Annotated in this window: 17 protein-coding genes, 2 tRNA genes, 1 pseudogene and 1 riboswitch; of the genes and pseudogenes, 7 read left to right on the top strand and 13 right to left on the bottom strand. The window is 75.3% G+C overall.

Annotated features, from left to right (window positions below; translation table 11 throughout):
* Positions 1–129: 129 nt before the first annotated feature.
* Positions 130–1,317 carry a bacterial transcriptional activator domain-containing protein gene (locus D7294_RS20825; RefSeq protein ID WP_158674666.1) on the bottom strand — a complete coding sequence of 396 codons (1,188 nt, stop codon included), beginning with the start codon at positions 1,315–1,317 and terminating at the stop codon, positions 130–132.
* 136 nt (positions 1,318–1,453) lie between these two features.
* Here D7294_RS20825 and D7294_RS20830 point away from each other — a divergent pair, with 136 nt between their 5' ends.
* A complete protein-coding gene (locus D7294_RS20830) occupies positions 1,454–2,032 on the top strand; it encodes a hypothetical protein (protein WP_120682035.1) in 579 nt (192 codons plus the stop codon).
* A 75-nt stretch (positions 2,033–2,107) separates the two neighbouring features.
* Here the strand turns inward: D7294_RS20830 and D7294_RS20835 are convergent, their stop codons facing one another.
* The 5 genes from D7294_RS20835 to D7294_RS20855 form a co-directional block, all read right to left on the bottom strand.
* A complete protein-coding gene (locus D7294_RS20835; protein WP_120682037.1) occupies positions 2,108–3,049 on the bottom strand; it encodes an aldo/keto reductase in 942 nt (313 codons plus the stop codon).
* Positions 3,050–3,136: 87 nt separating this feature from the next.
* Positions 3,137–4,120 carry a M23 family metallopeptidase gene (locus tag D7294_RS20840; protein WP_120682258.1) on the bottom strand — a complete coding sequence of 328 codons (984 nt, stop codon included), beginning with the start codon at positions 4,118–4,120 and terminating at the stop codon, positions 3,137–3,139.
* A gap of 228 nt (positions 4,121–4,348) precedes the next feature.
* A riboswitch (cyclic di-AMP (ydaO/yuaA leader) is annotated at positions 4,349–4,514 on the bottom strand.
* Between the two features lie 307 nt (positions 4,515–4,821).
* The gene (locus tag D7294_RS20845; RefSeq protein ID WP_158674667.1) at positions 4,822–6,237 is read right to left on the bottom strand and encodes an extracellular solute-binding protein; all 1,416 of its coding nucleotides are present in this window, start codon (positions 6,235–6,237) and stop codon (positions 4,822–4,824) included.
* Between the two features lie 95 nt (positions 6,238–6,332).
* Positions 6,333–8,948, bottom strand: a complete 2,616-nt coding sequence (locus D7294_RS20850; protein WP_120682041.1) for a caspase family protein — start codon at positions 8,946–8,948, stop codon at positions 6,333–6,335.
* 4 nt (positions 8,949–8,952) lie between these two features.
* Positions 8,953–9,303: an effector-associated constant component EACC1 gene (locus D7294_RS20855; RefSeq protein ID WP_120682043.1), complete on the bottom strand. Its 351-nt coding sequence runs from the start codon at positions 9,301–9,303 to the stop codon at positions 8,953–8,955.
* 550 nt (positions 9,304–9,853) lie between these two features.
* Between D7294_RS20855 and D7294_RS20860 the strand changes: the two genes are divergently transcribed.
* The gene (locus D7294_RS20860) at positions 9,854–12,820 is read left to right on the top strand and encodes a hypothetical protein (RefSeq protein ID WP_120682045.1); all 2,967 of its coding nucleotides are present in this window, start codon (positions 9,854–9,856) and stop codon (positions 12,818–12,820) included.
* A 126-nt stretch (positions 12,821–12,946) separates the two neighbouring features.
* On the opposite strand, the gene D7294_RS20865 is transcribed toward D7294_RS20860, so the two are convergent.
* The gene (locus D7294_RS20865; RefSeq protein WP_120682048.1) at positions 12,947–13,714 is read right to left on the bottom strand and encodes an N-acetyltransferase; all 768 of its coding nucleotides are present in this window, start codon (positions 13,712–13,714) and stop codon (positions 12,947–12,949) included.
* 228 nt (positions 13,715–13,942) lie between these two features.
* On the opposite strand from D7294_RS20865, the gene D7294_RS20870 reads away from it, so the two are divergent.
* From D7294_RS20870 to D7294_RS33335, 3 genes and pseudogenes are all read left to right on the top strand, one after another.
* Positions 13,943–14,407, top strand: a complete 465-nt coding sequence (locus tag D7294_RS20870; protein WP_120682049.1) for a hypothetical protein — start codon at positions 13,943–13,945, stop codon at positions 14,405–14,407.
* Entirely contained in the window at positions 14,404–14,760 is a 357-nt protein-coding gene (locus D7294_RS20875; RefSeq protein WP_120682051.1) for a hypothetical protein, read from the top strand. Before D7294_RS20870 ends, D7294_RS20875 begins: the two co-directional genes overlap by 4 nt.
* Positions 14,761–15,218: 458 nt before the next feature.
* Positions 15,219–15,767, top strand: a pseudogene (locus tag D7294_RS33335) (glycoside hydrolase family 25 protein); the annotation flags it as partial.
* Between the two features lie 599 nt (positions 15,768–16,366).
* On the opposite strand, the gene D7294_RS20885 reads toward D7294_RS33335, so the two are convergent.
* On the bottom strand, positions 16,367–16,738 hold the full coding sequence (locus D7294_RS20885) for a MerR family transcriptional regulator (RefSeq protein ID WP_120682055.1): 372 nt from the start codon (positions 16,736–16,738) through the stop codon (positions 16,367–16,369).
* A 63-nt stretch (positions 16,739–16,801) separates the two neighbouring features.
* Between D7294_RS20885 and D7294_RS20890 the strand changes: the two genes are divergently transcribed.
* Entirely contained in the window at positions 16,802–17,131 is a 330-nt protein-coding gene (locus D7294_RS20890; protein WP_120682057.1) for a putative quinol monooxygenase, read from the top strand.
* Between the two features lie 77 nt (positions 17,132–17,208).
* Here D7294_RS20890 and D7294_RS20895 read toward each other — a convergent pair.
* From D7294_RS20895 to D7294_RS20910, 3 genes are all read right to left on the bottom strand, one after another.
* A tRNA-Lys gene (locus D7294_RS20895) sits at positions 17,209–17,281 on the bottom strand.
* Positions 17,282–17,356: 75 nt separating this feature from the next.
* Positions 17,357–19,261, bottom strand: a complete 1,905-nt coding sequence (locus D7294_RS20900) for a DEAD/DEAH box helicase (RefSeq protein ID WP_120682059.1) — start codon at positions 19,259–19,261, stop codon at positions 17,357–17,359.
* 1,076 nt (positions 19,262–20,337) lie between these two features.
* Positions 20,338–20,700, bottom strand: coding sequence for a metallopeptidase family protein (locus D7294_RS20910; RefSeq protein ID WP_120682063.1), 363 nt, complete (start codon positions 20,698–20,700; stop codon positions 20,338–20,340).
* A 96-nt stretch (positions 20,701–20,796) separates the two neighbouring features.
* On the opposite strand from D7294_RS20910, the gene D7294_RS20915 reads away from it, so the two are divergent.
* Positions 20,797–20,869 (top strand) — tRNA-Glu (locus tag D7294_RS20915).
* A 224-nt stretch (positions 20,870–21,093) separates the two neighbouring features.
* Here the strand turns inward: D7294_RS20915 and D7294_RS20920 are convergent.
* Positions 21,094–22,062, bottom strand: coding sequence for a carbohydrate ABC transporter permease (locus D7294_RS20920; RefSeq protein ID WP_120682065.1), 969 nt, complete (start codon positions 22,060–22,062; stop codon positions 21,094–21,096).
* Positions 22,059–23,060 carry an ABC transporter permease gene (locus tag D7294_RS20925; protein ID WP_120682067.1) on the bottom strand — a complete coding sequence of 334 codons (1,002 nt, stop codon included), beginning with the start codon at positions 23,058–23,060 and terminating at the stop codon, positions 22,059–22,061. Before D7294_RS20925 ends, D7294_RS20920 begins: the two co-directional genes overlap by 4 nt.
* Between the last annotated feature and the right edge of the window lie 18 nt (positions 23,061–23,078).

The raw sequence follows: 23,078 nt of genomic DNA on the forward strand, positions 1-23,078 counted from the left end.
GTGGCCAGGCGCCCCGCAGCGTTCCCGGCGGGGGCGGCAGGGGCGTGGCGGGAGGATGGCGCGGCGGGGCCTGCGGCGCGGCGGGGAGGGTGGCGTGCCCGGCCTGACGGGCCGCCGGCGGGCGGGAGTTCAGCGCAGGGAGATGCGGACCCCGTCCACGCCGCGGGCGTGCGAAAGCACCCACTGCCGCTCCTCCGGGCGCAGTTGGCCGGGCAGGGCGAAGCCGAAGAGGTCGATGGCCGGGCTGACGTCGAGGAAGTCCAGCAGGCGGGCCACGGTGAAGCCGGTGCCGGCGTCGACGGCCCAGCGGGACTCCCCGATCAGGGCCGGGTCGCGCACCGGGCGGCTGAGCGAGCGGTCGCCGACGCGGCGCTGCGCGCCGGGGACCAGGCGGCTGCGGATCGCCTCCCGCCACTCCGAGGGCTTCTCGCCGAAGACCAGCCTGGTGTCCACCTGCCGCCGCCAGCCGGGGCCGCCGCTGCGGTGCGAGACCGCGTGCACGTCGACCCGCTCCCCGGTGCCGGCCGGGTGCGTCTGAAAGGAGTCGAGCCGGATCACCAGGTCGTAGGAGTCGATCTCCTTGCCCAGGCCGCGGCCGGCCAGCTCCTCGCCGTTGGCCACCACGCAGACGCGGCGGCCCTTGACCTGCGCCCTGAAGTCGCCCACGCCGATGGGCTCGCTGCCGCCGAGCAGCGGGTCCTCCATCGGGGCCTCCACGGAGAGCCTGGCGTAGCTGCCGAACGCCCCGGCCAGGGCGCGCATGCCGGGGTCGGCGGCGCCGCGGCCGGCGAGTTCCCGCTCCACCGCGCCGGTCAGCGCGGCCTTGGCCTCCGGGGCCGGCCGCTCGGCGAGCAGCGCGTCCGACACGATCCGCCCGGCCTCGACCAGCGCCGCGCGCTTGTGGCGCAGCAGCGTGAGCCGGCGCGCGACCTCCTCGGTGCCGCCCCCGGCGAGCGCCTGGTACCGCTCGTACGCCTCGATCGCCTCGTGCTCGCGGCCGTCGGCCTCCAGGGCCTCGCCGCGCAGCCGCCAGGCGCCCTTGGAGCTGTTCCGCAGGGCCACGGCCGAGTCGGCGACCCGCCGGGCCAGCCGCACCTCCCCCGCGTCCAGGGCCGCCCTGCCCACCTTCAGCACCGCGTCGAACGCGCGCTCCGCGGAGGGCTCGTGGTCCGAGTGCTCGACGACCAGCGCCCCGACCGCGGCGACCAGCCCGGCGTGGGTGGGGCCCGTGGCGAGGTAGGCGGCGCACTCACGCACGCACGCGGTCAGCATGTCCTCGGCGCGCGCGACGCTTCCCGGCCGCAGCCTGAACTTCATGCCCACGAGGGTGCCCGCTCCCGCTTCAGCCCACGTGACCCGAAAGCACCGGCAAGGTGAACGCCTCCTGTCTAGCGCTTCTCGCCCACGCACCGTAACGTCGTCCTCACATCCCGCTTGGCCGGTAGGACGGACGATGTTCACCGAGTACCAGCAGCAGCTCCGCGAGCGTTTCCTCGCAGCCCCCATATCCCCGGCCCCGCCCCCCTGGCGCCGGGTCCTGCACACCGGCATCGCCGGCCTGCTCGGCGTGGGCTTCGCGACCGAGCCGGCCACGGGTCACGAGGCGCTGATGGTCGTCTCGGCCGGCGGGCACGGGCTGCTCGACACCGGGACGGGAGCCCTCCTCGCGCGGGACCGCGCCCCCGACCCCGACGTGTGCGAGCCCTCGGGCCCGCACCTGACCTGTCCCGGGCTCGGCCCGCTCGCCGGAGAGCAGGTGCGGATCGCGGGACTGCACGGCGGCGGGCTGCACACCATGACGGAGGACGGCTGGACCCTGGACGTGGTCAGCCCGGACTGGCCGCACCACCGCGTGATCCTCTCCGCGGACGGCGGCCTGTGCCACGGCCCGGCGGGCGGCGACTGGTGGCACATCCACCACGCGACCCACACCACCCTGCGGGCCACCGGCTTCTCCCCCACGGGCGCGAGCCTGGTGATCGCGACGAACTCGGACCTCACGCTGCTGACGCGCACGCCCCCGGTCCGCTGAGGCCGCTCGCCCGAGAGCCGGGCCCCGGGACGGCGGGTCCCGGGGCCGGGCGGCTCAGGCGCAGGCTGCCTGGTCTCAGGCGGAGGCCTCGGTGAGGCGGGTGAGTTCGTCCGTGGTGAGGGTCGTGCCGCTCAGGGCCAGGAGGGCGGGGAGTTGCCCGGTGGTGCGGGCGCTGGCGATGGGGGCGGCGACGGTGGGCTGGGCGGCCAGCCAGGCGAGGGCGATGGTGGCGACCTCGGCCGAGTGGGCGGCGGCGACCTCGTCGAGGGCGGCGAGGACGCGGCGGCCCCGGTCGGTCTCCAGGTACTCGGAGGCGCGCCCGGCCCGGACGCTGTCGACGGTGGTGCCGGGGCGGTACTTGCCGGTGAGGAAGCCGGAGGCCAGGGAGAAGTACGGCATGGCGGCCAGTCCGTACTCGGCGGCCACCGCGGCGAGTTCGCCCTCGTAGGTGTCCCGGGAGACCAGGTTGTAGTGCGGCTGGATCGCGGTGTAACGGGCCTTGCCCTCGGCGACGGAGAATTCCAGCGAGGCCCGCAGCCGGGCCGGGGAGATGTTGGAGGCGGCGATCTCCCGCACTTTGCCCGCGCGAACCAGGTCGTCCAGTGCCGTGATGATTTCCGAGACGTCCACCGACTCGTCGTCGAAGTGGGTGTAGTACACGTCGATGTAGTCGGTGGACAGGCGGCGCAGGGACTCCTCGGCGGCGCGCTTGATGTTCGCGCCGGAAAGGCCCTTGAAGTCGGGGTGCGCGCCGACCTTCGTGCCGATGACGACCGATGCGCGGTTGCCGCGTTGCCGCATCCAGTTGCCGATGATCGTCTCGGATTCGCCGCCCGAATTGCCTTCCACCCAGGCGCTGTAGGCGTCGGCGGTGTCGATGAAATTGCCGCCGCCCGCGACATAGGCGTCGAGGACCGCGAACGACTCGGCCTCGTCCGCCGTATAGCCGAAGACGTTCCCGCCCAGGCAGAGCGGCGATATCCGCAGATCGCCGACCGTGTATGACGTTGCACTCATGGCCGCCAGCTTAGACCGACGGCCCTGGCGGCGGGGGGGTGCGACCAGGACCGTCGGCGTCGGTGTGTGGGGGTGGTGCGGGCCGGATCAGACGTTCAGGCCCTTGTCGCGCAGCCAGGGCAGCGGGTCGACCGGGTCGCCGCCGCCGGGGCGGACCTCGACGTGCAGGTGGGGGCCGGTCGAGTTGCCCGTGGAGCCGACCAGGCCGATCTGGTCGCCGGTGGTGAGCTCCTGACCGGCGGAGACGCTCATCGAGGAGAGGTGGCAGTACCACAGCTCGGTGCCGTCCTCCAACTCGACGACCACGCGGTAGCCGTACGAGCCGGCCCAGGCGGCCTCCTTGACGGTGCCGGTGTGCACGTTCTTCACGGGCGTGCCGGTGGGGGCGGCGAAGTCCTGGCCGGTGTGGTCGGCCTGCCACATGCCGCCGCTGTCGCCGTAGCCGGCGGTGAGGGTGAAGTCGGCCAGCGGCAGCCGGTAGCTCTCGCGCAGTTCGCGGGCCCTGCGTTCGGCCTCGGCGGCGGCGCGTTCCGCCTCGGCCGCCGCGGCGGCCTGCTCGGCGGCGTCCTCCTCCGCGGCCTGCACGGCGGTCGTCACGGCCGCCGCGGCGGCGGCGCTCTCCTGCTGGTCGGCCTGCTGGAGGATGCGGGCGCGCAGCGCCTCGCCGGCGTCGGCGTGGCCGGCGGCGGTCTCGGTCGCGGTGAGGCCGGCCTCGGTGAAGGGGGCCACGGAGTCGGGGGCCGCGGAGTCCGGCGAGGAGAGCAGGTCGCCCAGGACGGGGATGTCGGCCTGTATGGCCTTGAGCTTGTCGGCGGCGGCCCCCATGCCGGGGAGGGAACCGGCCCCGTCGTCGTTGGCGGTGGCCATGCCGCCCGCGCCGACCGCGGCGATCACGCCGACGCCGAGCACCGCGCGGCTGCGGGCGATGGTGCCGCCGCGCTGGCGCACCACGCGGTGCCTGCCGCGGAGCGGGCGAAGGGAGTCCTCGCTCGGGTTCCACTCGGTGTAGGGCTCGCCGTCGGAGGGCCGGGGGCCGAAGTACGCGGGGTGGCCGCCGTCGGACGGGGGCAGGCCGTCCCCGGTGGCGGCGCCGAGGGAGTCGCCGTAGGTGCCGGCGTGGCCGTCCCGGGGGAAGTCCTGCCGGAGGTCCTGGTGGAAGTCCTGGTGGATGTCCTCGTGGAAGTTCTCGTGAAAGCCGTAGGGGCCGGGAGAGCCGTCGGGGCCGCCGGGGACGGTGGCCGTCCGGACCGGGTGCGTGTCCTCGATCGAGGCATAGCGATAGGACGCCACGGAGGCGCTCTCCTTTCCTTCCCTCGCCTACCGGGTTAGCTGACGGGTTCGGAGCAGGAAGGTCTCCTACGGGCGGCCGGCGGATGCTGCCGACTGTCCGATTCACCCCATGTGGTGGTTCCCCGGTTCCTTTGGTGCGTTGTTGCGCACGCGCCGGATTCGGCGACAAGGCGCGGCGCCGTCCCTGTGACGGCGGTGACGACCGCGCTGCGTTATCGAACGTTAATAGACTTGACCGCCGGATTCCAAGCTCCCGCGGGAATAAATGAGGAGACCCCCGGGATCATCGGTCACCAAATCCCGCAAATCCGGGCATAATTTCGGCGTGCCGTACGCCACATCGCTTTTTGATGCCGCGTCAACTCTGCTGCGCTGCGGCGCTCTTCGCTCACGGAATGTGATCCCGGGGACGCGGTGGGCGCCCGGAGGGGCGCGCGGGGGGCGCCCGCGGGCCGGCTCAGCCGCCGGCGGAGGGCTCGGGCTCAGCCGCCGGCGGAGGGCTCGGGCAGCCGCCCGTCCAGGGCGAGCGGCAGCAGCTCGTCGAGGTCCTCGGCCGTGGAGCGCACGTCCCGTTCGTCGCCCGCGCCGTCGCCGAGGAGTGCGGCCACCTCGGTCCGCAACAGCTGGGAGAACTCCGGGTAGTACGGGGTGGCCGGGCGCTGGTGGGCCTGCCGCAGCGCGCACCACAGCAGCGCCGCGTACTCCGGGTCCCGGCTCGGCGAGGTGCCCGCCGCGGCGTCGCCCCCGCCGTCCCCGGCCTCCCCCGATTCCCCGGCCTCCTCGCCCGGCGGGGTCTCCCCGGCGGCCGGGCGCAGCACGGTGCGCGGCCGGTCGCAGTCGAGGTGGTCGGGGTCGTCGAGGGGGTAGGCGTCGCGCAGGGCGGGCGCGAAGCCGGCGTCGAGCAACTTCCGCTGGCTGTCCTCCGAGGTGAGGAAGCGCATCAGCTCCATGGCGTCCGCGGCGCGCGCACTGCTCGCGCTCAGCACCAGGCTCTGCCCGCCGAGCGCCGCCGTGCCCGGCAGCTCCGTCACCCCGAACGTCCGCTCCCCCGGCGGGAAGGCCGCCGCCACCTGGGCGTAGGCGAAAGGCCAGTTGCGCATCAGCACGGTGCCCGCCTCCGGGTCGGCGAACTCCGCGATCGAGGCCGACTCGTCCGCCTCGTAGGAGGCGTCGTTCAGCTTGCCCGGGGTGGCGATCTGCCGCAGCGCCGTGAGCCCGCGTTCGAGCGCGGCCTCGCTGCCCTGGTAACGGCCCCGCGAGTCGACCAGTTCGACGCCCTCGCTCCAGAACGCCTCCAGCGTGTTGACGGTCAGGCCCTCGTACGGCCGCAGCTGCGTGACGTACAGCCAGTTGCTGGAGCCGGGCCAGTCGTGCACCAGGTCCGCCATGCCGTCCGCGGCGAGGTCGCCGGCGTCCCGGCCCTGCCGTTCGAGCAGGTCCTGACGGAAGTACAGCAGCCCCACGTCGCTGTTGAACGGCACCCCGTAGGTCCTGCCCTCCCAGCGGCCGGCCGCGGCGGCCTGGGGCAGGAAGTCGGCGTCGAGCAGGTGCTGGTCCTCGTCGAGTTCCCTGATCAGGCCCGCCTCGGCCAGCTCCGGTATCCACGCGGTGTCCACGTTCAGCACGTCGAAGTCGCCGGCGCCCGACTGGAGGGCGGCGATCAGCTCGCCGCGCTGCCCGTCCTCGGCGGCCGGGAGTTCCACCAGCCGCGCCTTGCGGCTGTGGTCCCGGTTCCAGTCGTCGATCAGCCGCTGGTGCACGCTGCCGCCCTCGTCCGTGGCGGTCAGGTCGGCCCCGCTGACGACGACCAGCGGGCGGCCGTCGTCGGGCGGCACGTCGGGGCCTGAGCCGCCGGAACCGCCGCAGGCCGCCGCCAGCCAGCCCAGCAGGAACGTCACGGCCAGCGCCCCGCGCCGCCACGCCCCGCGCCCGCGCGAGGCGCGCCCGTTGGCTCCCGCGCCGCCCCCCGCGGCCCCGGCTCTCGCACCACCCCTCACGGCGCCGCCTCCCCGGCCGCGAGCCGCGCCAGGACCGCGGCCAGCTGCGTGGCCTGCGCCGAGGGGTCGTCGAAGCAGAAGTTCGAGGGCCGGGCGAGCGACTGGTTGAACGGCAGGGCGCAGCCGCCGCGGCCGAAGGAGACGACGGCGGCGGGGATCGAGGAGTCCGGGCGGCTCGGGTCGCCCTCGCTGTCGAGGTCGTCGGTGATCAGCACGAGCAGCGGGGAACGCCGCCCGCTGTCGCCGAGCAGCCGGAATCCCCGGTCGAGCGCCTCGTTCACCGGGGCCCGCGCGTTGACCGCGGCGAGCGAGTCCACCTCGGCCAGGGCCTCCTCCGCGTCGAAGTCGCGCAGTTCATCCGGGCCCCGCACGCCCCCGCCGAGATCCGCGGGCGCGGTCAGCAGGGCGTAGCGGTCCCCGGGCGCGAGCTGCCCGAGGGCGCGGCGCAGCACCTCGTCGATCAGGTCCACCCGCTGCCCCGCGTAGGAACTCGTGGAGACGTCGACGACGAACACCACGTCCCGCCCGGTGCGGGAGGTGCCGTCCCGCTCCAGGTACTCCTCGACCTCGCCCGCCGCGGGCGCGAAGGAGTCCTCGCGCAGGGCGGGCGGGGTGGCGAACTCCTGCCGGTTGAGCGGGTCGCCGCCGTCCCGCTCGTGCCCGATCCCGCGCCGCGCCTCGCGGAAGCCCTGGGCGGTGAGGGCCGCGCGGCCCTCGCTCCCGCCGAGCCAGTCCCGCAGCCGCTCCACGGCCGCCTCCCGCACCGTGGTGTCGCGCGTGGCCGACTCCCAGTGCACGGGCACGAACTCCAGGTCGAGCACCGGCACATCGCTCGGGTAGTACGCCACGTAGTAGGGCAGCGCGTCCTGCGGCGGCGTGTAGTCGAACTCGCTGTCGCGGCCGGTCAGGCAGCCGGGCCCGCGTTCCTCGTCGAGCAGGGACACCAGGGACCGCTCCGCGATCAGCAGCGCCGCATCGCGCGCCTGCGGCCCGTCGGCCAGGCCGCACAGCAGCGCCAGGTCGTCGAGCGCGGCCGGGCCGGTGTCCGGCAGGCGGTGCGGGCCGACGGCGAGGCCGGCGTCGAGCGAGGCGTCGGAGGAGGCCGGGACCGCCCTGCGCACGGTGAGACCCGCCCCTTCCGCGGCCTCGACCAGCTCGGCGAGGCCGTGCCCGGTCTGCGCGGCGGCGAGGTCCCCGTCCTCGGGGGCGAGCCCCGGGAGTCCGCCGGGCACGGCCAGCACGGCCGGGGTACGGGCCAGCGTCACCGGCTCGCCGAGGTAGACGGCGCTCTCCGGGAGCGCGGTGGCGTCCTTGACCCGCTCGTAGGAGGCGGCCGAGGCGGGCAGCCAGACGTCGGGGCGCGGCCCGAGGTCCCGCAGCGGCCTCGGGCAGGGCTCGCCCTCGGGGCAGGCGCGTTCCGGCTCGGCCCAGGCCGCGCTGTCCCGGAACGCCTCGGACACCTGCGCGCCCGGCGCCGCGTACACGTAGGCGTTCAGCTGGCGGCAGCCCTCGGGGCGGTCCCCCAGCGGGTCCGCCGCCGCCTGGGAGCCCTCGAAGGCGGCCAGCACCTCGCTCATCGCCTGCTCGTACTCGGGGGTGGTCAGCACCCGCAGCTGGAGCGGGATGGGGCAGCTCTCCGGCGGCGGGCTGAGGGCGTCCGCGGCCCGCACGACGCCCAGGCAGCCCCCGGCGAAGGCCAGCGCGGCAAGCGCCCCGGCCAGCCGGTGCCACAGCGGCCTGCCCCGGCCGAAGGCCCAGGTGACGGCGTCCCGCACCGCGACCCGCGTCGTGCGCGCGGCCTCCCGCAGCAGGCGCCAGGCCGCCACCAGCGGGGGCTCGTCGCCGTGGGCGGCCCGGGTCAGGCTGGTGTCCCCCGCCCCCTCCAGGGCCGTGACCTGCGGGAACCAGTCGTCCGGGTAGCCGCCGTGCCCGGCCGCCTTGGCGGCCTCCTCCGCCGCGTCCCGCGCGGCCCGCTCCCGCAGCGGCGCCGCCAGGTCCCCGACCGTCACGGACCCGCCCCCCGCGCGCAGGGCGGCGAGCAGCGCGGCGGTGAAGGGGGTCGGGCCCAGGCCGTCGCCCTTCCACTGCTGGCCGCGCGGCTTGGCCGAGGTGATCAGCGCGAACGGCCTTCCGGTGGGCAGGGGTTCGCGCTGGGCCGCGCCCGAGTAGCAGCAGTCCAGGATCAGCACGACGCGTTCCGCGGGCGAGCCGGCGCACAGCTGGTCGCGCAACTCGCCGTATCTGATGCCCTGTTCCCAGGGCCGCTCGGTGGTCGCCTCGCGCGGCAGCAGGTACAGCTCGGTGCTCGGCCCCGCGCCGCCGTGGCCCGGGTCGAAGTGCAGGTATCCGTGCCCGCTGAAGTAGCACAGCAGCAGGTCGCGCGCCTCGCCCGCCGCGCGCCGCACGGCCCGCCTGAGCTCGGCGCCGGTCGGCGACTCCAGGGTGCGGGCGGCGACGCCGCCGGTCAGGCGCCCGGCCTCGTCGCGGGTGAGGACCTCGCTCAGCAACTGCGTGAGGTTGTGGCGCACCGAGGGGATGTCGCCGTAGTGGTCGTAGTCGGCCACTCCGATGAGGAGGACCCGGGTTTTCTTGGCCCGCGGCTCGTGGGCCACCGTCTCACTCCGGCTCGCCGCGCAGGTGCCGCGCCGCCTCTTCGGCCCGGCGCTCGAGCTCGGCGCGCGTGCACTCGGTGGTCGAGGTCAGCTCGATGCTCAGGGTGTCGCTCACGTCGACCGTCACGGACAGGTTCCGGCCCCGCAGGTTGCGCACGTAGTTGTACGCGGCGCGCAGCAGCCGGAACACGCCGGCCTGGATGGCGCCGGTGACGAGCGACACGAGCAGGTCCTCGCCCGGGCCCATGCCGCTGCCCTCCGCGGCGTGGAAGTCGAGCCCTTCGAGCTCCGGGTCCTCCCGCAGCCACAGCAGCAGCAGCTGGGCGTCCTGCGCCGTGGCCTCGTCCCCGGCCACGCCGAGCCGCAGGGTGACCCGCTCCCCCGTGTCCCGCGCCCGTCCGCTCTGCCCGGGCTCCGCCGCTCCCGCTGACTCTGCCGATTCCGCTGATTCCGCTGATTCCGCCGGCAACGCTTCCCCCTGTGGTCCCCCGGCCCGTCTTCGGCGACGGGCGGATTGGCGTGCCGCTCATTGTAGGAACCCACGGTGACAACTCAACAGCGCTGCGGCGAGGTTGCCCCGAACCGGGGAGCCGGGGACGCCGCCGGCGCCGGGACGGCGGGCGCCGCCGGGCCGCCACGGCGGGGACGCCCCCGGGGCCGCCTGATGGCCGCGGCCCCGGGGTGCATGTGCCGCGGGCATGGGCGCGGCACCGGTCGGGGGCCCGGGCCCTCCGCGGTGCAACCGGGCGGGCGCCGGGGGACGTTGCACTCCCCACAGGAAGCCGTCACCGGGACCCCTCCCCGGCGGCGGGCGGCACCATCGGCATGCCGCGGGCTTCCGGCCGCGGACGTCCCGGGTCCGCCGCCCGCGCGCCGCGGCCCGGCGCGAGGCATGGGGAGGCACCGTGTGTGGTGAGGGAGAGGACGAGGCGGGGAGCGCCCACTTCCCGTCCGGCGAGGGCAGCGAGGAGTTCCTGGAGGCGTGGCTGGCCGCCGCCGTCCCGCGGGAGCGGCGCGCCAGGCACCGCCGCAGGCGCGCCGTGCTGCCGCCCGCCGTGCTCGTCACGACGGGCGCGGAGCGGCGCGAACGGGCCCGCCGGGTGAGCGCCTGGCTCGACCGGTGCCTCCACCGGCAGGGGCCGGGGCGCCGGCTCGCCGCCCTGGTCCCGCACGCCACCCTGTCCGCCGCGGACATCGCCGCGGCCACCGGGCCCCTCACCGTGCCGCTTGCGGAACGCCTCGGCGGGAACCTGCCCCGGCGCACCGGCCGGCTGCCGCTGCGCAACCACCGGCTCGCCCTCGACCTGGTCACCCGCCTCGGCAGCCCCGCGGACGCGGCCGCCCCCGGCGCCGCCCCGGGCACCCCCGGCAGCCCCGGCACCCCAGGCGATCCGAGCCGCCCGGCCGCCGCCGGAACCCGGGACGGCGCGGGCGATCCCGGTGGCACCGCGGGCGCGGGAGGCGCGGGCGATCCCGGGAGCGCGGGGGGCGCGGGCGATCCCGGGAGCGCGGGCGGCGCGCCACCCCTCACGGCGACCGCCCTGCGCGACCACTGCTACGACCTGCGCTGCCAACGCGGCCAGCTGCTGGGCGCGTTGCGGTCCGCCGGGACGGTCCCGGACGCGGTGGCGGGCGGCGCCCTCGGCACCCTGTGGCGCTTCCTCGCCGAGCCCCTGTTCTTCCGGCTGCCCCGCTGGTGGTGGGGCAGGCACTGCACCAGGCGGCTGGTGCGGTCCCAACGGCACGGCTGGTACGCCCGGGCACGCGGCCTCGCGCACGGCTACAGCTCGGCCGAGTTCTTCGCCGACGCGCTACAGCTTTCGCCCGCCGACCAGGAGACGGTGCTGCTGCACGCCCTGTTCGCCGACCTGGGCCGCGCCACCGCGCCGGTCCGCCTCTCCCCGTGGCGGCGCAGGCGCAGCACCCGCTACGTGTTCCTCCTCGAACTCCCGGGCGCGCTCCCGCGGGACCTGGGCGCGCGGCTCGCCCGCCCGGCCCACCGGGAACACCCCGCGGCGGACCGCGCCACCGCCTTCCTGCGCGCCTACACCCGCGCCGTCAGGGACGCCGGCTGCACGGCGACCCTGCTGCTGGCCGTCGGCCACGCCGCGGCGGCGCCGGACGGCACCACCCCGCTCGCCGCGGCGGCGCGGCACTTCGGCCCGCCGCGCGGCCGGGAGCCCGGGGCGTTCGGCCCCCTCCTGGTCACGCTGCCCGCGGGGCCCGGCGCCTGGCCGGCGTGGGGCAGGGCGCCGCTCGCCGTCCGGCCGCGGGAGTGGCGCCTCGGCCCGGCGGCTGCGGCCTCGCTGCAGGCCACCTCGGCCGGCCTCGCCGCGTTCGGGCTGCTGGCCACGCTGGTGGGCCACCTCGCCCCGGGCGGGGAACACGACTGCCTCGGCGGCCCCCCGCCCGGCCGCTCGGGCTCCGCCGTCGTCCCCGCGCCGGAACCCGAGCCGCGGCCGGTGCCCCTGCAGGCGGAGTACCGCGCGGCCGAGGCCCTGATCGAGGAGCAGAACGCGCGGGCCGAGCAGGCCGAGGCGCAGGGCCGCGTCGTCCGCACCGTCGCCTACGTCGGCACCCCGGTGAGCGACGACTGGGACCAGGAGCGGCAGCGCTCCGACGGGGCCGTCCCCGAGCTGCGCGGCATCGCCCTGGCCCAGGCCCAGCTCAACGACGAGGCCCGCAGCGACGACCAGAAGATCTGGCTGCGCGTCGAACTCTTCGACGCCGGGGCGCACTTCGCGGGCGCCGTCGAGGCCGCGCGGGAGATCGTGCGCCTGGCGGAGGCGGACCCCGAGGGGCTGATCGGCGTGGTCGGCTTCGCCCAGAGCTGGGAGGTGACCCAGTCGGCCGTCCGCATCCTCAACGCGGCGGAGGTGCCGACCCTCGCCACCAACGCCACCGCGGACGAGATGCAGGCCGGAACGTACTACCACCAGCTGGCGCCGCCGAGCAGCCGGGAGGCGGCCATCGTCAGCCGCTTCGTCCACGAGGCCCGCATCGTCGAGGACGGCTCGGGCGGCTGCCTGCCCGCGCGGGCCGCGATCGTCGTCCAGGACCCGGCCGACCTGTACAGCAAGTCCGTCGGCGACGGCTTCACCCGCTCCTTCGAGGCCGAGGGCGGCACCTGGCGGACGCTGTGGCACACCCCGCCGGGCGAGGGCACCGGCGCCCCGCCGCGCTCGCCCGACACGCGGATCGGCTGGGAGAGCAGCATCCACGGCGTGGCCGAGGCGGTGTGCGCGCAGCTGCGGAACGCCTCCGGCACCCCGACGGTCGTGTTCTGGGCGGCCAGGTCCCGCGAACTCGGCGCGTTCCTCAACGACTTCGAGGACTCGACGGACTGCTCGGGCGACCCGCTCACCGTCGTCGGCGGCAACGAGCTCACCAACGCCGCCCTGTCCGGGATGTACCGCACCCCCGGCTGGCTGCGCCTCTACCACGACGACCATGTGCTGCCCGTGGGCGAGTCGCCGAGCGCCATCACCGCGGAGTTCAACGCCCGGTACGCCGCCGCCTTCGGCGAGGACGACCTGTGGCGCAACGACGGGCACGCCGCGCTCGGCTACGACGCCATGCAGGTGATCGCCGAGGCCGCCAACGACGCGTACGGCAGCACGGGTGGCCGGGGCCTCAACCGGGAGAGCGTGCAGGTGGTCCTCTACGGCGGGGTGCACAAGGCGGGGGCCAGCGGCGTGCTCGACTACCGGGCCGGCGACCCGGTGCCGCGGAACAAGCCGCTGGTGATCCTGCGCTACGTCGACGGCCACTCGGAACCGGTGATGTCCTGCGGCGCGTTCGCGGTGAACCAGCCGCCGGCCGAGCACTGGGGCCCGGACGGCGCCTACGACTGCCCCGAGGAGGGCGACTGAGCCGGCGCGCGGGGCGGGGGCGTTCACGCGGGGCGTTCGCGCGGGCGCGCTCGGGCGGGGCCGGCGCGTTCAGGCGGGGCCGACGCGCTCGGGCGGGGCCGGCGCGTTCAGGCGGGGCCGGCGCGTTCAGGCGGAACGGGGGCGGGTGGCGTGCCGCACCCACACGTTGGGCTCCACGTAGACCGCGTAGCCGTGCGCGGCCTCGCACCGCACCGGAACCAGCGCCCCCGGCACCTCCACCTCGCCGTCGCGGTCGAACGGCAGCCCGGTCCACTCCCGCCACTGCGCCAGGGAGCCGCTGACCGTCATCGAGGCGGGCGCGATCCCCTCCACCCGCCCGCCGGACCGCACGTGCACCCGCAGCCAGGGGTCCTCGGGCAGCCCGTCGGGGCGCAGCAGGCGAAGGTAGTCGGCCATGGGCAGGCGCGGGCGCAGGTGCTTGGCCGTCGGCCTGACCGGGGCGAGCAACTCCCCGTGCCCCTGCCGCCCGGCCGCCTGCCGCAACGCGTCCAGCATCAGGTACGACAGGCCGCGGCCGAGGTACCCGGCGTCCACCGTGATCTCCAGCGCGCTGGCCGCCGTCGCCTCCCGGCCCCGGCTCGCGTCGTGGAAGGCCCAGCCGAGCACCCGGTCCCAGCCCTGGTCCGGGGTCTCCTCCCGGCCCGGTGACCGCGCGTCGAACGGCACGGCGAACCCCCGGGCCACGACCCGCTCCCCCTCGGTCGCCACCACGCAGTACGCGGGGAACTCCGCCGCCACCCGCCCCAGCAGCACGTGCGCCACCACCTCGTGGTCGAAGAAGGCGGGCCAGGTGTCGGCGATCTCGTAGAGCCGTCCGGCCAGCGCGGGCCGTTCGGCGAGGGTCGTGATCCGGATGCGCGCGTCCTGTCCCATACCCGCACGCTGCCACGGCCGCCCGCCGACGGCCACGCGGTTTTCCCCTTCCCCCGGGCCGCCGCGCCGGTGGACCCGGGCCCGGGGCGGGTAGAAACCCCCCGGGGCGCCCGCGAAGTGCCGGAGCGGCGAAAGGCCACCCGGGCGGCGCCCGGCGCGGCTACCGTGGGGACGGCCCACGGGCGGCAGGTCCGCGGCGGCGCGGGCCGAGGCGAGCAGGGGGGGCCGATGGAGGTCTGGCAGTGCGCCGTGCTCGGCGGCGCGGGCGGAGGGCTGATCGAGCTGGTCACCCTCTACGACCGGCTCGGCTCCTGGCAGCAGGCCAGGAGAACGCCCACCGGGCTGTTGCGCAAGAACCCACCGCGCCTCGCCGCCTACGTGGACCTGGGCCCCTTCCTCGTGATCGGCGCCATCAGGATCGCCCTGGGGGCGGCCACCGCGACGGCCTTCGGGGCCAGCGGCCAGGTCGGCGGCGGCTACGCCGCGCTGACCGTGGGGGCGGCAGCCCCGGCGCTGCTGGCCCAGGTGGGCAGCCAACTGCCCGTGGTACGCGAGGCGGTGGCCACGCCCCGCGGACGCGGGGCCCGTTCCGAGGGCGACGCGGGGCAGGCGGCGCCACCGGCCGCGGACGCCCTGGGAACAGCGGCCGGTCCGGTGGCGGAAACCTTCGGCGGAGACGGGAGCGGCCAGTGAGTGACAGGAACTTCTCCTTCGGTCAGCGCGTCATCGGCGGGCTGTTCAACATCGGCAGCCAGGGCCATGTGGCCAACACGCCCCAGGTCGGCTCGGGACCGCCCCCCGAGGGGGCCGGCGCCGCGCTGCGCGAGGCCGCCGCCCAGGTACGCGCCGACCTGGAACGCGTGGTGCGGGACGAGGCAACCGACCGTCTGGAGGCCCTGCTCGACCGGCTCGACGAGGCGATGGAGGAGGGCGACCGCGAACGGCTGCGCGCCGTGGCCCCGCGGGTGGAGGAACTCGCCGGCCACTTCGCGTTCCTGGCCTCGGTCACCCGCCTCCGCGAGGCCCTCTCCGCCACCCTGGCCTGAACCGGCCCCGGCCCCGGCCGACCGCAGACCGGCCCCGGCCCGGCTCCGCCGCGAGGGCGCGTTGCGGGCGCGGGGGCTCGTTGCGGGCGCCCAGGCGCGAGGGCGGCGCGTCGCCCAGGCGCCTTACGGGCCTGGGCGCGCCTTGCGGGCGCCTTGCGGGTGCCTCGCGCCGCCACGGGAGTTGCGGCACGCGGGCGCGTTGCGGGTGCGTTGCGGCACGAGAGGGGCGCCTCGACGCACCGGGCGACGCGCCTTGTTTGCCGCGAGCGGTCAGTGGGGACACATCCTCGTTACCACACTTGGGACCTCGCGTTCCGCCGGTGCCGACCTACCCCCACCCCCTCCCGCCCGCCCGCGCGCGGCGAGGGCCCGCGCGCCGGCGGGCGACGCATCGCCTGACGCATCCGCCGACCACCGCCCCCGGTGCCGTTCGGCCCGGGGCCGACTCAGGAGGCCACGTGATCAAGGGGATCGACGTCTCCGACCACCAGGGCTCGGCCTACTCGACCGACGGCCTGGACTTCGTGTTCGTCAAGGCCACCGAGGGCAGAAGCTGGATCAACCCGAAGCAGCACGACCAGGCCGCGCACGGCCGGAAGGCGGGCCTGGTGGTGGGCTGGTACCACTTCCTGTGGCCCGGCAACATCGCCGCCCAGGCCCGGTACTTCGTCGACAAGTGCGGCAGCGTGGAGGGCGACCCGCTGTTCGTGGACTGGGAGACCACCGGCAGCGGCACCCGCGCCTCCTGCGCCGAGAAGGACCAGTTCATCCGCGAGGTCAGAAAGCTCCGCCCGGGACACCGGGTCGGCCTGTACTGCAACCGGGACTTCTGGCTGAACCGCGACACCACCTCGTTCGCCGGGGACGCCCTGTGGATCGCGGACTACAACGGCCGCCCGGGACATCCCGGCATCGAGGCCACATGGCTGTTCCACCAGTACACCAGCTCCCCCCTGGACACGAACGTCGGTGCCTTCGCCGACCGCGCCGCGCTGCGCCGCTGGGCCGGGGACCCCCACTCGGAGACGGAGGATGCCATGCCCGAGCGCTCGCTCTACTCGACGACCGAAGGACACACCCAGACCGCCCGGCCGGGCACGTGGCTCACGCTCACGTTCGACCGGATCTACCAGGACGGCGACTGGCACACGAAGAAGGCGGAACAGACCGTCCTGAACGGCCCCGCCTCCTACGTCGGCGGCTTCGCGATCCGCGCCCGCGGCCTCGCGGCCGGCCAGGAGATCCAGCTCAGGCTCGGCCACAACTACCGGGACTCCTCCGGCTGGCACGAGGGAGCCCGCATGCCGATCGCCTCCCCGGTGCACGACGCCGGCGACGGCCACTTCACCTACACCTGGCAGGCCCACGTCGGCGGCAGCCACGACGACCGCGTCGTCTGCCAGGTCCTCGTCCCCGGCGGCGACGACCCGGCGGTCATCGAGTGGGCCCGCGCCGAACTCCTCTACTGGAAGGGCTGATCAGGGTCCAGGAGGCCCACCCGGTGGGAACGCCCACCCGGCCGCGGGCGCGGCCCCGGCTCCGGCCGCCCGGCCGCAGCCGGCCGCCCCGTCCGCGCCGGGGCGGCGGCCGGGGGCCCCGGTGTGCCTCAGCGCCCTGCCGCGGCGGGAGCCAGTGCCCGGGTGGAGGCGTCGAGGATGTCGCCCAGGGCGGTGCGGGCGCGGGTCAGGTCGGCGATGCGGGAGTCCATGTCGGCCAGCTGGCTTCTGAGGTGGTCGAGGACGCAGGCCTGGAGCGCGGTGCCGTCCCCGGAGAAGCAGGGCATGAGTTCGCGAATGATCCTGGTGGGGAGCCCGGCGGCGAGCAGGGTCCGGATGCGGGCGACGGCGGCGGGGGCCTCGGGGCCGTAGTGGCGGTGGCCCCCCTCGCTGCGGCGGGAGGCGAGCAGCCCCTGGGCCTCGTAGTAGCGCAGCAGGCGCACGCCCACCCCGGTCTCGTGAGCGAGCTCCCCGATCTTCATGTGACCCACCTCACGGGAAACGACCTTGAACCTGACATGGATTGCACATTTTACCGTGGGCGCATGACCACGACATCGCAGGCCCAAACGCCCGTTTCGCTCTACGGATTCCTCACGCCCAGGCCCGGGCACGCCGCCGCCCTGAGGAAGCTCCTGCTGGACCTCGTCGAACCGTCCAGGGGACACGAGGGCAGCCTTCAGTACCACCTCCACGAGGAGGAGGACGGCCGGTTCTTCCTCTACGAGGTCTGGCGGTCGCAGGAGGACCTCGACCGGCACCAGGCGACCCCGACGCTGCGCGCCTTCCTGGCCGAGCTGCCCGAGCACCTCGACGGCCAGGTCGAGGCCCACTCCGGCACGATGAGAAGCCCCTACCCGGCCCCCGTGGCCTGACCACGCCCCTGCCGCGGGCCGCGAGCCGAAACGAGCGAGGCCCCAGCTCAACGGGCGCTTGAGCTGGGGCTTTTCCGTAGGCCGTGTGGGACTCGAACCCACAACCAATGGATTAAAAGTCCACTGCTCTGCCAATTGAGCTAACGGCCCGCAAGAGCAGCATAGCCCGGGGGCTCGCCCCGGCCCCGGTGGCACCGGGTGGTGCCGGGGGCCGGGGCGGTCGGCTCAGCTGCCGCGCTTCCAGCGCGGTTTGTCGCCACGCCGGTCGTACGCGGAGGGCCGGTCGTCGCGGTAGCCGCCCCTGCGGTCCTCGCGGCGGTCGTCCCTGCGGTAGTCGTCCCGCCGGTGGTCGTCGCGCCGGTGGTCGTCCCTGCGGAATCCGCCGCGGTCGCCCTCGCGGCGCTCGCCCTCGCGACGGCCGTACGGACGCCGGTCCTCACGGAACCCGCCGCCCCTGCGGTCCTCACGCCGGTCGTCCCTGCGGTAGTCGTCCCGCCGGTGGTCGTCCCTGCGGTAACCCCCGCGGTCGCCCTCGCGGCGCTCGCCCTCGCGACGGCCGTACGGACGCCGGTCCTCACGGAACCCGCCGCCCCTGCGGTCGTCACGCCGGTCCTCGCGCTCGTGCCGCGCCGCCTCGGCGCGGGCCGCCTTCTCGGCGCGCCGCGCCTCGCGGATCGCCTCGCGCTCGGCCTCCCGCTCCGCCTCCTCGACGGCGGCGGTGCGGGCCTCGGTCGCCGCGGCGATGGCCTCGGCCGGGTCGTCGCCGCGTTCCCTGGCCGCCCTGGCGACCAGCCGCTCGGCCTCCTCGCGCAGCTCCGTGGCGCGGGCGCGGGCCCGTTCCAGCTCCCTGGCGAGCCTGGCGGCCTCCAGTTCCGCGTGCTGGACGGCGCCCATCGCCGCCTCGGCCTGCACCTCGGTCAGCGAGCGCGCGCCGATGATCCGCGCCACCTCCTCGTCGAAGAGGTCGCCGCGGCCGATGATGTGCCGCGCGGCGTCCACGCCCGCGTCCTCCATCAGCCGGAAGATCGTGCGCCGCTGGTGCGGCAGGGCGAGGGAGACGACGGTGCCGGAACGCCCGGCGCGGGCGGTGCGGCCGGAACGGTGCAGGTAGTCCTTGTGGTCGGCGGCCGGGTCGACGTTCAGCACCAGGTCGATGCCGTCCACGTGGATGCCGCGGGCCGCCACGTCGGTGGCGACCAGCACGCTGGCCCTGCCGTCCTTGAAGTCCGCCAGGGTGCGGGTCCTGGCGCCCTGGGTCATGCCGCCGTGCAGCGCGTCGGCCCGCACCCCGGCCTCGCGCAGCTGACCGGCGACCCGGTCGGCGCCGAGCTGGGTGCGGACGAAGACGATCGTGCGGCCCTCGCCGCCGGCGATGGCGGCGGTCAGCGGCGCCTTGTCCCGCGGCTTCACGATCAGCACGTGGTGGCTCATGGTGGTGACGGCGCCCTGGGCCGCGTCCACCTCGTGGCTGACCGGGTCCACCAGGTACCGCCGCACCAGGGTGTCGATCTCGTGTTCCAGGGTCGCGGAGAACAGCATGCGCTGGCCGCCCGGCGGCACCAGGTCGAGCAGCTCGGTGACCTCGGGCAGGAAGCCGAGGTCCGCCATCTGGTCGGCCTCGTCGAGGACGGCCACCTCGACGTCGTCCAGCGAGCAGGCGCCGCGGCCGATCACGTCGCGCAGGCGGCCCGGGGTGGCCACGAGGATGTCGACGCCGCGTTCGAGGGCGTAGATCTGGTTCGCCATCGAGGTGCCGCCGCAGACGACCTTCAGGCGCAGGCCCAGCACGTCGCCGTAGGGCTCCAGCGCGTCCGAGACCTGCATGGCCAGCTCGCGGGTGGGGGTCAGGATGACGGCGCGCGGGCGCTTGGCGGCGGTGCGGCCCCCGGCCAGCCTGGCCAGCAGCGGCAGCCCGAAGCTGAGCGTCTTGCCGGAGCCGGTACGGCCGCGGCCGAGGATGTCACGCCCGGCGAGCGCGTCGGGGATGGTGGCGGCCTGGATCGGGAACGGGGTGGTCACGCCGTTCTCCGCGAGCTTGCGCACGATGTCCTGCGGCAGGCCCAGATCGGCGAACGTGGTGGTCGGCTCGTCCTCCAGCGGGAGCAGAGCCTCTGGCGTGGTGACGGACATGCGAAACGAGAACCTTCCGGAGTCGTGGGGTCGGCACGCGCCTTGTGCTCCGTAGGTGCTTCAGACCGCCTGGATGCGGTCAGCCACGGCTGAGTGAGGAACGCGCCACACGGCGCGCTGCATCGGGGCGCCGGGCAAGTGGGATCAAACGATCTACAAGCATACGCAGGGTGCGACCCGCCGCGCAAACGGCCCTCCTACCCGGATGCCCCGGGCCCGGGCGCCGGGCTGCCCGAGGGCTCCGGGGCCGGGGCGGAGGGCTCCGCAGGCGCGGGGCCGGCGCCCCCGCCTTCCCCGGGTCCCGGGCCGGGCTCCTGGCTTGGGGCGGTTCCCGGGTCCCGGTCCGGGTCCGGGGCCGTGGGCGCGGGCTCGGGCCCGGGTCGCGGCTCCGGTTCCGGCGGCTCCGCCCTGCCGGGCCGGCCGCTCCGCCCGGTGGGGAGCGCGCCGCGCGCGGAGGGGACGGACGGCGGGCTTGGCTCGGGGCCGGCGGCCGGGGAGGGCGAGCGGCGCGCGCGGTCGTCCCGCGCGCCGTGCGGGGCGCGCGAGGGCCCGGCCCCGGCGGCCCGCGCGCCCGCGGACCCGTCCCCGGCCAGCGGCGCCCGCGCGCGGCCCTCGCCGTCCTGGGCGCGGTGGCTGCCCGCCGGGGGCCGGCCGGCCGGCGCGCGGTCCGGCTCTGCGGTCACGCACCCGGCGAGCAGGACCGCGGCCAGCGCGCCGAGCAGCGCCCCACGGGCCGCACGGGCGCCCCCACGGACCGCACGGGCGATCGCCCGGGCCGCACGGGCGACCGCCCGGGGCCCGGGGAAGGGGAAACGGGAGACGAGTACGGGACGACGGCGCACGGCGCAGCACCTCCGAGCCGGCCACGACGGAAACTTCCGCGTGCACAACTCCCCCGGCCGAGTCGAGGACACGGCGTCACCGGGGCCGGACGCCCCACGGCCCACCCCGCCGCCGCACCGCCATGCCCTCGCACCGCCCCGCCGCCGCGCCGCCCCACGGTCGCACCGCCGCGCTGCCGCGCCGGCCAGGCGGAGCACCGGCCGGGCGGGGACGCCGGCCAGGCGGGGGCGCGGTCAGCCGTAGCCGAGGTCGTGCAGGCGGGCGTCGTCGATGCCGAAGTGGTGGGCGATCTCGTGCACGACCGTGATCTCCACCTCCTCGACGACCATCTCCCGGTCGCCGCCCTCGCGCGCGCACATGCGCAGCGTGGGGCCCATGAAGACGAGAATGCGGTCGGGCAGGGCACCGGCGTACCACTCGCCGCGTTCGGTCAGCGGTATCCCCTCGTAGAGGCCGAGCAGTTCGGGGTCCTCGGCGGGCGGCTCGTCCTCCACGAACACGGCGACGTTGTCCATCAGCCGCGTCAACTCGGGCGGGACCCGGTCGAGCGCCTCGCTCACCAGGCCCTCGAACTCCTCGCGCGTCATCTGCAACACGCTGCCATTCTCCGCCGGAAACCGTTTTGCCGATCCGCCGCCGCATCGCCTATGCTGCGGACGTCCCCGGGGCACCACTGGTGCCAGGAGCCATCGGCCCCCGTCGTCTAGTGGCCCAGGACGCCGCCCTTTCAAGGCGGTAGCGCGGGTTCGAATCCCGTCGGGGGTACCCAGTACGAGGGAACGCTCGTCGCGTTCCTGACGGGAATCTGCCGTCCGCTCCTCGATGAGAACGCGGGATCCGCTACCTTCCGTCCGCGCCGGTCGGCGGCTCTGGATGTTCCCATGTTGCGGGTCCCCCGCCGGGGGCGCTCCACGTGAGTGCCGCATCGCCCCGCGACCGGCGTGGACGCTGGTGCGGGGCGTTCGTGTGCGGGCGGCCGGGCGCGGGCCTCAGCCCTTGATGGCGCCGGTCAGCATGCCCTTGGCGAAGTGCCGCTGCATGAAGGGGAACACCAGCAGGATGGGGATGAGGGTCAGGACCACCAGCGCCATCTGCAGGGAGAGCGGGGCGATCTGGACCGCGCCGGTGCCGAAGCCGGAGTTGGCCTGGCCGGGAACCGTGGCCCCGAGGTTGACGTACTGGTATAGAACGTATTGCAGCGGCCACTTCTCGCTCTCGGTCGGCAGGTAGAGCAGCACGCTGAAGAAGGTGTTCCAGTAGCCGACCGCGTAGAAGAGCGTGATGACGGCGAGCACGGCGCGGGAGGTGGGCAGCACGATGGACCCCAGGATGTGCCACTCGCCGGCGCCGTCGATGCGGGCGGCGTCGATGAGGTCAGCGGCCGTGCCGGAGAAGAAGGCCCGCAGGACGATGATGTTGAAGACGTTCACCGCCGTCGGGAGGATCAGCGACCAGTACTGTCCGTAGCCGCCCAGTTCGTTGACCACCAGGAAGGTGGGGATCAGGCCGCCGTTGACGAACATGGTGACGACGAGGATCAGCAGCAGGAAGCGGTGGCCCAGCGAGCGTGAGCGGGACAGCCCGTAGGCGCACAGCACGGAGACGATCATCGACAGGGCGGTGCCGACGACGGTGATGCCGAGGGTCACGAACAGGGAGCGGCGTATCGGCCCGCCGGAGAGCATCGTCTCGTAGGCGTCGAAGGTGAGGCCGTCGGGCACCAGGACCAGGCCGCCGGCCCGGTTGATCGCACCGGGCGTGGAGAGGCTGGTCAGCACCACGCAGTACAGGGGGACCAGAATGATCAGCACCACGGCGGTCAGCGACAGGCCCTTGACGGCCTGGCCGGGCGCGGTGGGCGGCTCCTCCCACACCGGGCGCCGGGGGTGGCGGCGCCGCCCGGGCGCCTGCCGGGGGACGCGCGGGGCGGGGGTGCCGGAACGGGTCATCGTGGTCATGAGCGGTACAGTCCGTCCTCGCCGAAGCGGTGGGCCAGCGCGTTGGCGCCCCAGAGGAGGAGCAGCGAGATGACGCTCTTGAAGATGCCGGCTGCCGCGCCGTAGCCGTAGTCCTGGGTGCCGATGCCGTAGTAGTAGGCGAAGGTGTCCAGTACGTCCGCGGCGTCGTGGCCGACACCGGCGCGCTGGATGAGGAGTTGTTCGAAGCCGACGCTGAGCGCGTTGCCCAGGCGCAGGACGAGCATCAGGACGATGATGCCGCGCATGCCGGGGAGGGTGACGTGCCACATGCGCCGCCAGCGGCCCGCGCCGTCCACGGCCGCGGCCTCGTACAGGTTCTGGTTGATCGCGGTGAGCGCGGCGAGGAAGACGATGATGCCCCAGCCCGCGTCCTTCCACACCACCTGGGAGGTGACCAGGAGGGCGAAGGTGTCGGGGTCGGTCATGAGGTCCCAGGTGCCCATGCCGTGATCGCGCAGGAACTGGTTCAGCAGCCCGGCGCCGCCGAACATCTGCTGGAAGATGGTGACGACCAGGACCCAGGAGAAGAAGTGGGGCAGGAAGGTGACCGCCTGGATCACCGCGCGGACCCGCTCGTTGAGCACCGAGTTGAGCAGCAGGGCCAGCATGATCGGGATCGGGAAGTACAGGACGAGTTGCACCGCGCTGAGGTAGAGGGTGTTCTCCAGCGCGCCCCAGAACAGCGGGTCGCCGAAGAGGCGCTCGAAGTTCTCCAGCCCGATCCACTCGCTGTCGGCGATGCCCACCAGCGGGTCGTAGAACTGGAATGCGGTGACGATGCCCAGCATCGGCAGGTAGGTGAAGACCACGAGCAGGCCGATCGCCGGGAGCGTCATCAGGATCAGCGTCCGGTCGCGGCGCAGCCTGATCCGCCAGGTCAACCGGTTCTCCGGGGGCACCGGCCGCCGCCGGTGCCCGCGCCGGCGCGCCGGGGAGGTGACACCCGGCTCGTCGCCGGGCGCGAGGGTTGAGGCCATGAGGTAACTCCGTGAAGG

This window comes from Streptomyces hoynatensis (assembly GCF_003626535.1).
Taxonomy (GTDB): Bacteria; Actinomycetota; Actinomycetes; order Streptomycetales; family Streptomycetaceae; genus Streptomyces; species Streptomyces hoynatensis.

Bases quoted from the DNA above. Each gene is read 5' to 3' on its own strand.
- D7294_RS20825 (WP_158674666.1), bottom strand. From the start codon at position 1,317: ATGAAGTTCAGGCTGCGGCCGGGAAGCGTCGCGCGCGCCGAGGACATG.
- D7294_RS20830 (WP_120682035.1), top strand. From the start codon at position 1,454: ATGTTCACCGAGTACCAGCAGCAGCTCCGCGAGCGTTTCCTCGCAGCC.
- D7294_RS20835 (WP_120682037.1), bottom strand. From the start codon at position 3,049: ATGAGTGCAACGTCATACACGGTCGGCGATCTGCGGATATCGCCGCTC.
- D7294_RS20865 (WP_120682048.1), bottom strand. From the start codon at position 13,714: ATGGGACAGGACGCGCGCATCCGGATCACGACCCTCGCCGAACGGCCC.
- D7294_RS20870 (WP_120682049.1), top strand. From the start codon at position 13,943: ATGGAGGTCTGGCAGTGCGCCGTGCTCGGCGGCGCGGGCGGAGGGCTG.
- D7294_RS20885 (WP_120682055.1), bottom strand. From the start codon at position 16,738: ATGAAGATCGGGGAGCTCGCTCACGAGACCGGGGTGGGCGTGCGCCTG.
- D7294_RS20890 (WP_120682057.1), top strand. From the start codon at position 16,802: ATGACCACGACATCGCAGGCCCAAACGCCCGTTTCGCTCTACGGATTC.
- D7294_RS20900 (WP_120682059.1), bottom strand. From the start codon at position 19,261: ATGTCCGTCACCACGCCAGAGGCTCTGCTCCCGCTGGAGGACGAGCCG.
- D7294_RS20920 (WP_120682065.1), bottom strand. From the start codon at position 22,062: ATGACCACGATGACCCGTTCCGGCACCCCCGCCCCGCGCGTCCCCCGG.
- D7294_RS20925 (WP_120682067.1), bottom strand. From the start codon at position 23,060: ATGGCCTCAACCCTCGCGCCCGGCGACGAGCCGGGTGTCACCTCCCCG.